This is a genomic window from Streptococcus sp. 27098_8_76 (assembly GCF_041432315.1).
Taxonomy (GTDB): domain Bacteria; phylum Bacillota; class Bacilli; order Lactobacillales; family Streptococcaceae; genus Streptococcus.
This window is the reverse complement of the sequence record NZ_JAPVZI010000012.1, coordinates 37,807-51,795: the sequence shown is the minus strand read 5'-3', so window position 1 is coordinate 51,795 and position 13,989 is coordinate 37,807. Positions and strand designations below refer to the sequence as shown.

23 protein-coding genes are annotated in these 13,989 nt (G+C 40.0%); 22 read left to right on the top strand and 1 reads right to left on the bottom strand.

Features of this window, described 5'->3' with window-relative positions:
* Positions 1-58 precede the first annotated feature (58 nt).
* Positions 59-496, top strand: coding sequence for a CoA-binding protein (locus O3636_RS08995; protein WP_000076477.1), 438 nt, complete (start codon positions 59-61; stop codon positions 494-496).
* 30 nt (positions 497-526) lie between these two features.
* On the opposite strand, the gene O3636_RS08990 is transcribed toward O3636_RS08995, so the two are convergent.
* Complete coding sequence (locus tag O3636_RS08990) at positions 527-1,537, bottom strand: YeiH family protein (protein WP_173261778.1); 1,011 nt, start codon at positions 1,535-1,537, stop codon at positions 527-529.
* A gap of 155 nt (positions 1,538-1,692) precedes the next feature.
* Here O3636_RS08990 and O3636_RS08985 point away from each other — a divergent pair, with 155 nt between their 5' ends.
* The 21 genes from O3636_RS08985 (at position 1,693) to O3636_RS08885 (ending at position 13,969) form a co-directional block, all read left to right on the top strand.
* Positions 1,693-2,862, top strand: a complete 1,170-nt coding sequence (locus tag O3636_RS08985; RefSeq protein WP_000366342.1) for a pyridoxal phosphate-dependent aminotransferase — start codon at positions 1,693-1,695, stop codon at positions 2,860-2,862.
* The gene (gene recO / locus O3636_RS08980; protein ID WP_261127563.1) at positions 2,859-3,629 is read left to right on the top strand and encodes a DNA repair protein RecO; all 771 of its coding nucleotides are present in this window, start codon (positions 2,859-2,861) and stop codon (positions 3,627-3,629) included. Before O3636_RS08985 ends, recO begins: the two co-directional genes overlap by 4 nt.
* Positions 3,626-4,618: a phosphate acyltransferase PlsX gene (plsX, locus tag O3636_RS08975; RefSeq protein WP_261127562.1), complete on the top strand. Its 993-nt coding sequence runs from the start codon at positions 3,626-3,628 to the stop codon at positions 4,616-4,618. Before recO ends, plsX begins: the two co-directional genes overlap by 4 nt.
* 5 nt (positions 4,619-4,623) lie before the next feature.
* A complete protein-coding gene (locus tag O3636_RS08970; RefSeq protein ID WP_000136444.1) occupies positions 4,624-4,860 on the top strand; it encodes an acyl carrier protein in 237 nt (78 codons plus the stop codon).
* Between the two features lie 334 nt (positions 4,861-5,194).
* The gene (locus O3636_RS08965) at positions 5,195-5,374 is read left to right on the top strand and encodes a class IIb bacteriocin, lactobin A/cerein 7B family (RefSeq protein ID WP_371642748.1); all 180 of its coding nucleotides are present in this window, start codon (positions 5,195-5,197) and stop codon (positions 5,372-5,374) included.
* A 19-nt stretch (positions 5,375-5,393) separates the two neighbouring features.
* Entirely contained in the window at positions 5,394-5,588 is a 195-nt protein-coding gene (locus O3636_RS08960; RefSeq protein WP_371642746.1) for a ComC/BlpC family leader-containing pheromone/bacteriocin, read from the top strand.
* Between the two features lie 26 nt (positions 5,589-5,614).
* Positions 5,615-5,827 (top strand): hypothetical protein, encoded by a 213-nt coding sequence (locus tag O3636_RS08955; protein WP_000787045.1) that lies wholly within the window; start codon positions 5,615-5,617, stop codon positions 5,825-5,827.
* 9 nt (positions 5,828-5,836) lie between these two features.
* Positions 5,837-6,058, top strand: a complete 222-nt coding sequence (locus O3636_RS08950) for a hypothetical protein (protein ID WP_077804537.1) — start codon at positions 5,837-5,839, stop codon at positions 6,056-6,058.
* A gap of 209 nt (positions 6,059-6,267) precedes the next feature.
* A complete protein-coding gene (locus O3636_RS08945; protein WP_061439957.1) occupies positions 6,268-6,396 on the top strand; it encodes a smi_0059.1 family bacteriocin-like peptide in 129 nt (42 codons plus the stop codon).
* Between the two features lie 11 nt (positions 6,397-6,407).
* Complete coding sequence (locus O3636_RS08940; RefSeq protein WP_371642743.1) at positions 6,408-6,563, top strand: hypothetical protein; 156 nt, start codon at positions 6,408-6,410, stop codon at positions 6,561-6,563.
* A 106-nt stretch (positions 6,564-6,669) separates the two neighbouring features.
* Positions 6,670-6,852 carry a class IIb bacteriocin, lactobin A/cerein 7B family gene (locus O3636_RS08935; RefSeq protein WP_371642741.1) on the top strand — a complete coding sequence of 61 codons (183 nt, stop codon included), beginning with the start codon at positions 6,670-6,672 and terminating at the stop codon, positions 6,850-6,852.
* Positions 6,853-7,456: 604 nt separating this feature from the next.
* Positions 7,457-7,633 carry a class IIb bacteriocin, lactobin A/cerein 7B family gene (locus O3636_RS08930; RefSeq protein WP_000180827.1) on the top strand — a complete coding sequence of 59 codons (177 nt, stop codon included), beginning with the start codon at positions 7,457-7,459 and terminating at the stop codon, positions 7,631-7,633.
* Positions 7,634-7,652: 19 nt separating this feature from the next.
* Positions 7,653-7,844: a hypothetical protein gene (locus O3636_RS08925; RefSeq protein WP_004236903.1), complete on the top strand. Its 192-nt coding sequence runs from the start codon at positions 7,653-7,655 to the stop codon at positions 7,842-7,844.
* Between the two features lie 27 nt (positions 7,845-7,871).
* Positions 7,872-8,042 (top strand): H354_08695 family bacteriocin-like peptide, encoded by a 171-nt coding sequence (locus tag O3636_RS08920; RefSeq protein ID WP_000067699.1) that lies wholly within the window; start codon positions 7,872-7,874, stop codon positions 8,040-8,042.
* 39 nt (positions 8,043-8,081) lie between these two features.
* Complete coding sequence (locus O3636_RS08915) at positions 8,082-8,261, top strand: hypothetical protein (RefSeq protein ID WP_000666416.1); 180 nt, start codon at positions 8,082-8,084, stop codon at positions 8,259-8,261.
* Between the two features lie 78 nt (positions 8,262-8,339).
* Positions 8,340-8,546, top strand: a complete 207-nt coding sequence (locus tag O3636_RS08910; RefSeq protein WP_000673797.1) for a hypothetical protein — start codon at positions 8,340-8,342, stop codon at positions 8,544-8,546.
* A gap of 386 nt (positions 8,547-8,932) precedes the next feature.
* A complete protein-coding gene (locus O3636_RS08905; RefSeq protein WP_000757184.1) occupies positions 8,933-9,121 on the top strand; it encodes a hypothetical protein in 189 nt (62 codons plus the stop codon).
* Between the two features lie 310 nt (positions 9,122-9,431).
* Positions 9,432-11,585, top strand: coding sequence for a peptide cleavage/export ABC transporter ComA (gene comA / locus O3636_RS08900; protein WP_371642738.1), 2,154 nt, complete (start codon positions 9,432-9,434; stop codon positions 11,583-11,585).
* A 12-nt stretch (positions 11,586-11,597) separates the two neighbouring features.
* A complete protein-coding gene (comB, locus tag O3636_RS08895) occupies positions 11,598-12,947 on the top strand; it encodes a competence pheromone export protein ComB (RefSeq protein WP_261026679.1) in 1,350 nt (449 codons plus the stop codon).
* Between the two features lie 169 nt (positions 12,948-13,116).
* On the top strand, positions 13,117-13,824 hold the full coding sequence (gene purC, locus O3636_RS08890) for a phosphoribosylaminoimidazolesuccinocarboxamide synthase (protein ID WP_000043283.1): 708 nt from the start codon (positions 13,117-13,119) through the stop codon (positions 13,822-13,824).
* A 1-nt stretch (position 13,825) separates the two neighbouring features.
* Positions 13,826-13,969: a phosphoribosylaminoimidazolesuccinocarboxamide synthase gene (locus O3636_RS08885; protein ID WP_371642763.1), complete on the top strand. Its 144-nt coding sequence runs from the start codon at positions 13,826-13,828 to the stop codon at positions 13,967-13,969.
* The last annotated feature ends 20 nt before the right edge of the window (positions 13,970-13,989 follow it).

The following is a 13,989-nucleotide window of genomic DNA, read 5'->3' as shown; positions in this document are numbered from 1 at the left end:
AGTAGAATTATGCAAGCCTTTTCAAATTGTGCTATACTGATGAAAAAGGAGGATTTCTATGAGTCAAGAATTTATCAATCCAAGTGATGGCGTGATTCGTCAGTATCTCGCAACGAGTAAAACCCTTGCTGTGGTGGGCTTGTCAGACCGTGAAGAAACAACTAGCAATCGAGTGACCAAGGAAATGCAGGCTCGGGGTTATAAAATTATCCCAGTCAATCCCAAGGCGGCAGGTGGTGAAATCTTGGGTGAAAAGGCCTATGCTAGCCTAGCAGAGATTCCTTTTCCTGTAGATATTGTTAATGTTTACCGTCGCAGTGAGTTTTTGCCAGATGTGGCGCGTGATTTTCTCAAGGCTGATGCTAAGATTTTTTGGGCACAGCTAGGACTTGAAAGTCTAGAAGCGGAAGAAATCTTGCGTGCTGGTGGATGTGATGACATCGTGATGAATCGCTGTATTAAGAGAGAACATACACGCTTGATTGAGGAAGCATAAGAAAAGGTAGCTGATGGGCTACCTTTTGTATTAGAAAATGCCGATAAGGGTCTGCATACCAAGACTAGTGAGGATGATGGCAATCCAGCAGATGGCTCCGAGAACAATGGATTTTCCACTGGATTTGACCATAGCTACTAAATTGGTTTTGAGACCGATAGCACTCATGGCCATGATAATAAGGAATTTGGAGAGTTGTTTGAGAGGGGTAAAGAAACTACTGGACACACCTAGAGAGGTAAGTAGTGTAGTGAGGAGAGAGGCAAGGATGAAGTAAAGGATAAAAAGTGGGAAGATTTTTTTCAGTTGCAATCCTTGCTTATTTTTTTGCTCGCGACTTTGCCAGTAGGAGAGAAAGAGAGTGATGGGGATAATAGCTAGGGTGCGTGTGAGTTTGACAATGGTTGCGGATTCGAGGGTATTAGTTTGGTAGAGACTGTCCCAGGCGCTGGCGGTAGCCGTTACAGAGGAAGTATCATTGACCGCAGTTCCTGCAAAGAGGGCGAAGCCTTCATTGGATAGATGAAGCCAGGTACCTAGGGTTGGAAAGATGAGCGCAGCCAAGACATTGAAGAAAAAGATAACGGAGATGGCTTGGGCTACTTCCTTTTCCTTGGCATGGATAACGGGCGCTGTCGCCGCAATGGCAGAGCCCCCACAGATAGAAGACCCCACTCCAATCAAGGTAGCCAGTTTTGTGTCCAGTGCAAAGAAACGCTGGAAGAGGTAGGCAACAATCAAGGCTATTGAAATGGTGGAAAGGATGACAGGGAGGGAAGATTGCCCAACTGCGAAGACTTGCGAGATATTGAGACCAAAACCAAGCAAGATAACGGCATACTGGAGCAATTTCTTGGAACTAAAGGTCAATCCAGCATCCAGTTGTTTATAGGGTGAGAGAAAGGGATGGAGAAGCATGCCTATGAAAATGGCAAAAACGGGCGCGCCAATCACAGGGAAGAATCCTCCTAAGTACCAAGATAGGATGGAAATGAGAAGGCAGGCCAAGATGCCTGCTCCATTTTTTGATAGAAATGACATAAAAACCTCCAAATAGAATCTGTTACCATTATAGACCTGTAAAGAGGAAAAGTAAAATAGAAAGTGGAAAGTGGAAAGTTATTCTATAATGTATTTTTGCGGTCGGGGGGCTTTTGTAGTATAATAGAGATACGTTTTTACAGTAGGAGGTATCTATGGACTTAACTAAGCGCTTTAATAAACAGTTAGATAAGATTCAAGTTTCGTTGATTCGTCAGTTTGACCAGGCTATTTCTGAGATTCCTGGGGTCTTGCGTTTGACCTTGGGGGAACCTGATTTTACAACGCCAGATCATGTCAAGGAGGCGGCTAAGCGAGCGATTGACCAGAACCAATCCTACTATACAGGGATGAGTGGTCTGCTGACTCTACGTCAGGCAGCCAGTGACTTTGTTAAGGAAAAGTACCAACTGGACTATGCTCCTGAAAATGAAATCTTGGTTACAATTGGGGCGACAGAGGCTTTATCTGCTACTTTGACAGCTATTTTGGAAGAGGGAGACAAGGTGCTCTTGCCAGCTCCTGCTTATCCGGGTTATGAACCGATTGTCAATCTAGTTGGGGCAGAGATTGTCGAGATTGACACAACTGAAAATGGTTTTGTCTTGACTCCTGAGATGTTGGAGAAGGCCATTTTGGAGCAGGGTGACAAGCTCAAGGCGGTTATTCTCAACTATCCAGCAAATCCGACAGGAATTACCTACAGTAGGGAGCAGTTGGAGGCCTTGGCAGCTGTTTTACGTAAGTACGAAATTTTTGTTGTCTGTGATGAGGTCTACTCAGAATTGACTTACACAGGGGAAGCTCATGTGTCTCTAGGAACCATGTTGAGAGATCAGGCTATCATTATTAATGGTCTATCTAAATCGCATGCTATGACAGGTTGGCGTTTGGGTCTGATTTTCGCTCCTGCGGCCTTCACAGCCCAGTTAATCAAGAGTCACCAGTACTTGGTGACTGCCGCAAATACTATGGCTCAACATGCTGCGGTGGAAGCCTTGACAGCTGGTAAAAACGATGCGGAGCCTATGAAAAAGGAATACATCCAGCGTCGGGACTATATTATAGAGAAAATGACTGCTCTTGGTTTTGAGATTATCAAACCAGACGGTGCCTTCTATATCTTTGCTAAGATTCCAGCTGGTTACAACCAAGACTCATTTGCCTTTCTCAAGGATTTTGCTCAGAAGAAGGCTGTTGCCTTTATCCCTGGTGCTGCCTTTGGGCGTTATGGAGAAGGTTATGTTCGCCTGTCTTATGCAGCCAGCATGGAGACTATCAAAGAAGCCATGAAACGACTTGAGGAGTATATGAGAGAAGCATGATTCAGTCTATCACGAGTCAAGGATTGGTGCTCTACAATCGCAATTTTCGGGAGGATGACAAGCTAGTCAAGATTTTTACAGAGCAGGCTGGCAAGCGCATGTTTTTTGTCAAACATGCTGGCCAGTCTAAGCTGGCACCTGTTATTCAGCCCTTGGTGCTGGCTCGATTTCTCTTACGAATCAATGATGACGGGCTTAGTTACATTGAAGACTATCATGAGGTGATGACTTTTCCCAAGATTAATAGCGATCTCTTTGTCATGGCTTATGCGACCTACGTGGCAGCTCTTGCCGATGCTAGTTTGCAGGACAATCAGCAAGATGCTCCCTTGTTTGCTTTTTTGCAAAAGACTTTGGAGTTGATGGAAGCTGGCTTGGATTATCAGGTTTTGACCAATATTTTTGAAATTCAAATCTTGACTCGATTTGGGATCAGTCTCAATTTTAATGAGTGTGTCTTTTGCCATCGGATCGGTCAGGCTTTTGACTTTTCTTTCAAATATGGAGCCTGCCTCTGTCCAGAGCATTGTCATGAAGATGAGAGACGTTGCCATCTCAATCCCAATATCCCTTATCTGCTCAATCAATTTCAAGCCATTGATTTTGAAACCTTGGAGACCATTTCGCTCAAGCCCGAAATCAAGCAAGACTTACGCCAATTTATGGATCAACTCTACGAAGAGTACGTTGGGATTCACCTAAAATCAAAGAAATTTATTGATTCCCTAGCAGACTGGGGACAATTATTAAAAGAGGAAAAGAAATGAAAAAAATCGCAGTAGATGCCATGGGGGGCGATTACGCACCCCAAGCCATCGTTGAGGGTGTCAATCAAGCCCTAGCTGACTTTTCAGATATCGAGGTTCAACTCTACGGAGATGAAGCTAAAATCAAGCAATATCTGACAGCGACAGAACGCGTCAGCATTATCCATACGGATGAGAAGATTGATTCAGACGATGAACCTACGAGAGCTATTCGGAAGAAGAAAAATGCCAGTATGGTCTTGGCGGCCAAGGCTGTCAAAGAGGGTGAAGCAGATGCTGTCCTATCGGCTGGGAATACAGGTGCTTTACTAGCAGCAGGATTTTTCATCGTGGGTCGTATCAAGAACATCGATCGTCCTGGACTTATGTCAACATTGCCGACTGTAGATGGGAGAGGTTTTGACATGCTAGACCTCGGTGCTAATGCGGAAAATACAGCCCAGCACCTCCATCAATACGCGGTTCTAGGGTCTTTCTATGCTAAAAATGTTCGTGGCATTACGCAACCACGCGTTGGCTTGCTCAATAACGGAACAGAGAGTAGTAAGGGCGACCCGCTTCGTAAGGAAACCTATGAATTACTAGTGACTGATGAAAGTTTAAACTTTATCGGAAACGTGGAAGCGCGTGATTTGATGAATGGCGTTGCGGATGTTGTCGTGGCAGATGGTTTCACGGGAAACGCTGTGCTCAAATCCATCGAAGGGACAGCTATGGGAATCATGGGCTTGCTCAAGACAGCTATTACAGGTGGTGGTCTTCGAGCGAAACTAGGCGCCCTCCTTCTCAAGGATAGCCTCAGAGGTTTGAAAAAACAGCTCAACTATTCAGATGTTGGTGGAGCGGTCTTGTTTGGTGTCAAGGCACCGGTTGTCAAGACTCATGGCTCAAGCGATGCCAAGGCTGTTTATAGTACGATTCGCCAGATCCGTACTATGCTAGAAACAGACGTAGTTGCCCAGACTGCGCGTGAATTTTCAGGAGAATAAAAGAGATGACAGAAAAAGAAATTTTTGACCGTATTGTGACCATTATCCAAGAGCGACAGGGAGAGGACTTTGTCGTGACAGAATCCTTGAGTCTGAAAGACGATTTGGATGCGGACTCAGTTGACTTGATGGAGTTTATCTTGACACTGGAAGATGAATTTAATATCGAAATCAGTGATGAGGAAATTGACCAACTGCAAAGTGTAGGAGATGTGGTAGAAGTCGTCAAAAGTAAAGAATAGCAAGAAGCAACATGCAAGTCGTGTTGCTTTTTTATTGTCAGGGAAAATAAAAAATTTAGAACTTTTAGTGGGAATTACGAATAGATAGGTAAGGAAGAAAAAGAGGAGTATTTATGTATGTGACTGGTTTTTATCCGTGGTTTATTAAGTTATTTTTTAAATAAAATTTAATTTAGTTGTACATTTTCGAATTGTTTTTCGAATAGATAAGTAAGAGGAAAAGGAAGGAGATTAGAAATGATTATTTCAGTTATTTATCCAACTTGGCTATTTAAGTGGCTTAGAGGCTAAACATTAAAGATATAACAAAACATAAAAATTGAGGAGAAAAAAGATGACAAATTTTAACAAAATGGAACAGAACTTTGTAGCTCTTACAGAAGAAGAGTTGATGAATGTGGATGGAGGATTCTTTGGTCCTGTATTGTTTACTATTTGGGGAACAAAAGTATTAGTCGGCCATGCTCTATCAGCAGGTGTAGCAGTAGGTTTTGCTGCTCTAGCTACTAATTAATAGATGAAGGGGATAGATAATGAATTATAACTTTGAAAATATGAAATCAGATGAATTGGAAAAAATTTCAGGTGGCTCTGTAGTAGGTGCTCTTGCGTTAGCATGGGGTGTAACCAAGGCGCTTGGAATCATTGGTGGTACAGCTGTTTCTGTTTACGTTGCAGGAAAAAGCTTTAAAGCAATAGGCGATTGGGGACTTTCAAGATTGCGATAATTTTTAAATACTTATGAGGTGGTGCAATGAAAAATGAAATAACTAGAGTAATAAAAATTGTTTTATTGTTTGTCTCTATGGCTATCATGAATTTGATGTTGCTTGGAATATTAGCTATGCTTGGTTTTTCTTTGACGGGCAGTGTGGATAGTTACCTCATGCCACCTTTATTTTCTACTCTTGTGTTGCTCTTCATTAACAAGATGATAACAAGGTTAGACAGACAGAAGGAAAAATAAGAGCTTGCTATGAAAAAATTTTTATTAGGTTTTGTTTTAACAGCTTACAGCATATTATTAATTTATTCTCTATTTAATTTAGAAAAGGTATCGTTGGAGAGCTGTATTTTGTTAGTAGCATTGACATACTATATTAATAAAAAAGAAACATTTAAACCCAAAGTGAATTATACTAATAATATTTTAGGAAGTGATCATCAGTTTACAGTAATGACAGAAAAAGAACGATAATCAATGAAAACAAGAACAGGACACAGAGCCTCGTAAAAGGTATATTATCGGAGGTTTATCTGCTGTAGATCTAGTTACATGGGATTACTATATCTAAGATAAAACACTTTGGAGAAATCATAAATTTTCAAATAAAATTTAATTTAGTTGTACATTTTCGAAATTTTTTTCGAATAGATAAGTAAGAGGAAACAGAAAGGAATAAAATAATGAAAGAACATTACTATGGATTTGTTGAGCTAACGTCGGAAGAATTGATCGATATTCAAGGTGGAGAAAATTGGACGAAAACCCTTGTAGATTGGTACATTGGATTTCGTAGAGGTTTAGGTTTTTAGGAGGATAAGCGATGAATGAAATGAATGATAAGTATACTATTGAAGTATTAAAGGAAAGCGACTTAGCTTTGCTGGTGGGTGGTAGCAAGGAAAGTTATCAACGGGGTCTAATTACAGGTCTATTGATACGCGGTGTATTTATTGGAATCCCATTTTTTAGAAGATAAGATTTAGAGAGTAAAGTTTATCTACAACAATGAATGGCATATATGAAAAATGAAACACAAATAACTACCTTCTTCAATCGTTAATAATCAAAAAAAGGAGAATAAGATGGAACAAATTAAAAATATGGAAGATAGTTTTCATGTAATGAGTCATGAGGAATTGGCCGATGTAGAAGGAGGCTTGTTGTTTGGTCTGGTAGTAGTTGGAGGAGTCGTAATTGCAGGAACATTTTTATTGGGTGCGGTAGATGGTGCTTCAGGAGTACATGCTAAGCGTCGTGGACGTTAACAGGGAAGGAAGAGCGCTAATGGAACGCATAATAGAAAGTTGGATTACTAGGGTAGAGAATTTTTACAGTTTGTAGTCAATTCCTGTAAAAGTATTAATTTTCATAGTTGGAGTAGTTGGGGTTTATGCTTTAGGGACATTAATTTTAGGTCCTATTTATTGGGCAGGCCAGAAGTTTGGCGAAACAATTTACAATTATTTGTTTTAATAAAAAATTCGAATAGATAAGTAAGAGGAAAAGGAAAGGAGCCTAGTTCATGTATCTACCAATTTTTTATCCGTGGTTTACTAAATTATTTTTCAAATAAATTTAATTTAGTTGTACATTTTCGAAAATTTTTTTCGAATAGATAAGTAAGAGGAAACAGAAAGGAGTTTGCTTCATGTATCTACCAATTTTCTATCCATGGTTTACTAAATTATTTTTCAAATAAAATTTAATTTAGTTGTACATTTTCGAATTCTTTTTCGAATAAATAAGTAAGAAAGAAAAGGAAGGAGATTAGAAATGCTTATTTCAGTTATTTATCCAATCTGGCTATTTAAGTGGCTTAGAGGATAAACATTAAACATATAAAAACATATACAAATTGAGGAGAAAAATATGACAAATTTTGACAAAATGGAACAGAACTTTGTAGCTCTTACAGAAGAAGAGTTGATGAATGTAGATGGGGGAATTGCTTGGGAGGTAGTCTCTTTGGGTATTGCGATTAGCTGGGGGATTTACCAAGCTGGTGAAGCTGCTGGTAAAACATTCTACTATATTACTCATCCATAGTATTTGATATTTGATAAATATGAGCAAGAAAACATTTTGGATTATACTACTCGTTATTACAATTGTGGTGACTGCCGTTGGTTTAGGATTGTCTGCATATAATTATTATGTTTTTGATAGACCTTTTTTCAATAGTACTACTAAAGGACTGTTATCTGCATTTGTTATGAGTGTATTGATGATTATTATTGGTGTATTAAAAGAAAACTAATTTTTATTATTAAAATGGAGGATAAATATGTCAAATTTACAAACTATTGAACAAAATTATACTACGTTAAGTGATATTGAATTGCAAGAAGTTGATGGTGGAGGAGTGTTACTTTTGGTTGGTGGTGGTATTTTGGCTGTCGGACTATTAGCTTGGGGTGCGTATAATGGTTATCAGTCGGCATCACGAGGTGGATAAAAGGATGGTAGATTGTTTTTTAGTAAATAGGAGTCTACCATGAAAGAATACTTATTAGGTTTTGCTGAGGGTTATTTTACCATATCTCTCATAATCTACATCGCAACGTATTTGATTTTGAAAAATCCGATCAATACCCTATTTTATCCAGAAATTTACTCCGTTTTATTTGGGCTCTTTTATCTAGGATATAAGGTCAATAAAAAGCAAGTAGAGTAAGCAGCTAAGAATGACTTGTTAGTCTGCGCTGAAAATAGCTAGGCTAGAATCTAAGAATGCATCACATTGGAGTTTAATATGAAATTTGTTAAATCAATACTGAAAGTTTTGCCTGAAATTATGGTATTACTTAGTTCAATGTCTTATATCATCATCAGATTAGTAGCTGACATGAATAAAGTATCTTTACCTACTTGCTTTGATAATTTCAATATACCAACGATTGCATTATTTATGATGGTCTTCATTCTTTTATACAGAAGTAAAGAAAAAAAGAATGGATAAATTTGAGGTAGTAGACGCTCTATAGTGAATAGGTGTCTTATAGTAACGAATCAAAAAAGGAGTAACTATGAATCGTAATTTAGAACGATGTTATCTATTCTGACTAGGAATAGATCATACCAAAGGTGGCTTAGAAATAACGGGGACATTGGAAATTGAAGTAACTTTAAATAGGATGTCGTAAATGTTGCTATCAATGATTTATTTGTCCCAAGCTTGCCTAGGGTGACAGTAAAACATCAATTTCCTTTCATACCATATTTTTAGTAGGTAGGACGCTTGTTCTGCCTATTTTTTGCCAAAAGTGCAGTTGAGGTGTTTATTTGGAGTTTTACATATATTTTTGATAAAATAGGTGTAGAAATTAGGAAAGTTGAAGAAAAGAAATGAAGAAGGTTTTAAGATATTTTTTAGTATTTGTGTTTCTATTTTTGATGAATATTTTCATCTTTAAGATACTAGCAACTCTGGGATTTCAGCTGACAATGAGTGAAAAGAGTTATATTGTTCCACCGCTGTTTTCGATTATCGTGTTGTATATGATTGACAAAAGAATTAGGAAGAAAAAGAAATAAATATATATTTTAGGCATGACGTTTGTTCTGCCTATTTTTTTATCCTAAAAGTGCATTTGGGAGGGAGATAGGCGCATTTGGGGAGGAAGTCCAGTTTTTATTTGGGGATTGGGGTAAGATAGTTGTTATCAGATGAGTTTATACTCTTCGAAAATCAAATTCAAACCACGTCAACGTCGCCTTGCCGTATATATGTGACTGACTTCGTCAGTCCTATCTACAACCTCAAAACAGTGTTTTGAGCAGCCTGCGGCTAGTTTCCTAGTTTGCTCTTTGATTTTCATTGAGTATTAGGAAAAAGGAGATGAAGATGAAATTTGGGAAACGTCATTATCGTTCGCAGGTGGATCAGATGGACTGCGGTGTAGCTTCATTAGCCATGGTTTTTGGCTACTATGGTAGCTATTATTCTTTGGCTCACTTGCGAGAATTGGCTAAGACGACCATGGATGGGACGACGGCTTTGGGCTTGGTCAAGGTGGCAGAGGAGATTGGTTTTGAGACGCGAGCCATTAAGGCGGATATGACGCTTTTTGACTTGCCAGATTTGACCTTTCCTTTTGTTGCTCATGTGCTTAAGGAAGGAAAATTGCTCCACTACTATGTGGTAATTGGTCAGGATAAGGATAGCATTCATATTGCCGATCCAGATCCCGGGGTGAAGTTGACTAAACTGTCACGTGAGCGTTTTGAGGAAGAATGGACAGGAGTGACGCTTTTTATGGCACCTAGTCCAGACTATAAGCCTCATAAGGATCAAAAAAATGGCCTTCTCTCTTTTATCCCTATATTAGTGAAGCAGCGTGGCTTGATTGCTAATATCGTTTTGGCGACACTCTTGGTAACCGTGATTAATATTGTGGGTTCTTATTATCTGCAGTCTATCATTGATACCTATGTGCCAGATCAGATGCGTTCGACGCTTGGGATTATTTCTATTGGGCTAGTTATCGTCTATATTCTCCAGCAGATCTTGTCTTACGCTCAGGAGTATCTCTTACTTGTTTTGGGGCAACGCTTGTCGATTGATGTGATTTTGTCCTATATCAAGCATGTTTTTCACCTGCCTATGTCCTTCTTTGCGACACGTCGGACAGGGGAAATCGTATCTCGTTTCACGGATGCTAACAGTATCATTGATGCGCTGGCTTCGACCATTCTTTCGATTTTCCTAGATGTGTCAACGGTTGTCATTATTTCCCTTGTTTTATTTTCACAAAATACCAATCTCTTTTTCATGACCTTATTGGCGCTTCCTATCTACACAGTGATTATCTTTGCTTTTATGAAGCCGTTTGAAAAGATGAATCGGGATACCATGGAAGCCAATGCAGTTCTGTCTTCTTCTATCATTGAGGACATCAACGGTATTGAGACTATTAAGTCCTTGACCAGTGAGAGTCAGCGTTACCAAAAAATTGACAAGGAATTTGTGGATTATCTGAAAAAATCCTTTACCTATAGTAGGGCAGAGAGTCAGCAAAAGGCTCTGAAAAAAGTTGCCCATCTCTTGCTCAATGTCGGCATTCTCTGGATGGGAGCTGTTCTGGTCATGGATGGCAAGATGAGTTTGGGGCAGTTGATTACCTATAATACCTTGCTGGTTTACTTTACCAATCCTTTGGAAAATATCATCAATCTGCAAACTAAGCTTCAGACAGCGCAGGTTGCCAATAACCGTCTGAATGAAGTTTATCTGGTAGCTTCTGAGTTTGAGGAGAAGAAAACAGTTGAGGATTTGAGCTTGATGAAGGGAGAGATGAACTTCAAGCAGGTTTCCTACAAGTATGGCTATGGTCGAGATGTCTTGTCAGATATCAATTTGATCATTCCTCAAGGCTCTAAGGTGGCTTTTGTGGGAATTTCAGGGTCAGGTAAGACGACTTTGGCTAAGATGATGGTTAATTTTTACGACCCAAGTCAGGGAGAGATTAGTCTGGGTGGTGTCAATCTCAATCAGATTGATAAAAAAGCCCTGCGCCAGTATATCAACTATCTGCCTCAACAGCCCTATGTCTTTAACGGAACGATTTTGGAGAATCTTCTTTTAGGAGCCAAGGAGGGGACGACACAGGAAGATATCTTACGGGCGGTCGAATTGGCAGAGATTAGGGAGGACATTGAGCGCATGCCATTGAATTATCAGACAGAATTGACTTCGGATGGGGCAGGGATCTCAGGTGGTCAACGTCAGAGAATCGCTCTGGCGCGTGCCCTCTTGACAGATGCACCGGTCTTGATTTTGGACGAGGCGACCAGCAGTCTGGATATCTTGACTGAGAAGCGAATTGTCGATAATCTCATGGCTTTAGACAAGACTTTGATTTTCATTGCTCACCGCTTGACCATTGCTGAGCGGACAGAGAAGGTTGTTGTCTTGGATCAGGGCAAGATTGTTGAAGAAGGAAAGCATGCTGATTTGCTTGCACGGGGTGGCTTTTACGCCCATTTGGTGAATAGCTAGAAAGAGGAGAGGATGAAACCAGAATTTTTAGAAAGTGCGGAGTTTTATAATCGTCGTTACCATAATTTTTCCAGTCGGGTGATTGTACCCATGTCCCTTCTGCTTGTGTTTTTGCTTGGATTTGCAACATTTGCAGAGAAGGAGATGAGTTTGTCTACTAGAGCTACTGTTGAGCCTAGTCGTATCCTTGCAAATATCCAGTCAACTAGCAATAATCGCATTCTTGTCAATCATTTGGAAGAAAATAAGCTGGTTAAAAAGGGAGAACTGTTGGTTCGATATCAAGAAGGGGCAGAGGGTATCCAAGCAGAGGCCTATGCTAGTCAGTTGGACATACTTAAGGATCAAAAAAAGCAATTGGAGTATTTGCAAAAGAGTCTGCAAGAAGGAACGGATTACTTTCCAGAGGAGGATAAGTTTGGCTACCAAGCCACCTTTCGCGACTACATCAGTCAAGCAGGCAGTCTTAGGGTTAGTACATCGCAACAAAATGAGACCATCGCGTCCCAGAACGCAGCAGCTAGTCAGACTCAAGCCGAAATCGGGAACCTCATCAGTCAAACAGAGGCTAAAATTCGCGATTACCAGACAGCTAAGTCAGCTATTGAAACAGGTGCTTCCTTGGCCAGTCAGAATCTAGCCTACTCTCTCTACCAGTCTTATAAGTCTCAGGGCGAGGAAAATTCGCAATCTAAGGCCCAGGCTATTGCTCAGGTAGAAGCACAGCTTTCTCAGTTAGAAGCCAGTCTTGCTACTTACCGTGTCCAGTATGCAGGTTCAGGTACCCAGCAAGCCTATGCGTCAGGGTTAAGCAGTCAATTGGAATCTCTTAAATCACAACACTTGGCTAAGGTTGGTCAGGAATTGACTCTTTTAGACCAAAAAATCTTGGAGGTGGAGTCAGGCAAGAAGGTACAGGGAAGTCTTCTAGACAAGGGGAAAATTACGGCCGGTGAGGATGGGGTGCTTCATCTTAATCCTGAGACCAGTGATTCTACCATGGTAGCAGAAGGCGCCTTACTAGCCCAACTCTATCCGTCCTTGGAAAAAGAAGGGAAAGTCAAACTTACAGCTTATCTAAGTTCAAAGGATGTAGCAAGAGTCAAGATTGGGGACTCTGTTCGTTATACGACGACTCATGATACCAAGAATCAAATTTTCTTGGACTCTACGATTACCAGCATAGATGCGACAGCTACTAAGACTGAGAAAGGGAATTTCTTTAAGATTGAGGCGGAGACTAATCTGACTGCTGAGCAGGCTGAAAAACTTCGGTATGGGGTGGAAGGTCGTCTGCAGATGATTACAGGTAAGAAAAGTTACCTGAGTTATTATTTGGATCAATTTTTGAATAAAGACTAATGTTCGCGTTTTTAGAATTAAATGATTTTAAAACTGTGAGAAAGATTCTTCTTGCGGTTTTTTCTTTATGATTTTTAAGATCGCTACGTTATTTATTCGGTTAAATTCTTGTAATTTTAGGTTTTTTATGGTAGAATGTGCTCAAGTAATACGAAAGGCGAACTTTAAAATGTCAAAACAATTGATCTATTCGGGAAAAGCTAAAGATATCTATACAACTGAGGATGAAAATCTTATTATTTCAACTTACAAGGACCAGGCGACTGCTTTCAATGGTGTTAAGAAGGAGCAGATTGCTGGTAAGGGAGTGTTGAATAATCAGATTTCATCTTTTATTTTTGAGAAATTAAATGCGGCTGGTGTGGCGACTCACTTTGTGGAGAAACTTTCAGATACAGAACAACTCAATAAAAAGGTTGAAATCATTCCTTTGGAAGTCGTGCTACGCAACTACACGGCTGGTTCCTTTTCAAAACGTTTTGGTGTAGATGAAGGAATCGCATTTGAGACTCCGATTGTTGAATTTTACTACAAAAATGATGATTTGGATGACCCATTTATCAATGACGAGCATGTGAAATTCCTACAGATTGCGGATGACCAGCAAATCGCCTACTTGAAGGAAGAAACTCGTCGAATCAATGAACTCTTGAAAGTCTGGTTTGCTGAGATTGGGCTTAAGTTGATTGACTTTAAGCTAGAGTTCGGTTTTGATAAGGATGGCAAGATTATCTTGGCAGACGAATTTTCACCAGATAACTGCCGCTTGTGGGATGCGGATGGCAACCACATGGATAAGGATGTTTTCCGTAGGGGACTAGGTGAATTAACCGATGTTTATGAAGTTGTTTGGGAGAAGCTGCAAGGTTTGAAATAATCTGTTTGCAACGGAAAACCTTCGTCTCTCAACTAAAAGGACTCAGGCTGAAAAGGTCCCCCAGACCTTTTCACTCCGTAGGGGATTGGGAGAACTGACAGACGTTTATGAGATTGTCTGGGAAAAGTTGCAGGATTTGAAATAATCTGTGTACAAGACTCTCAA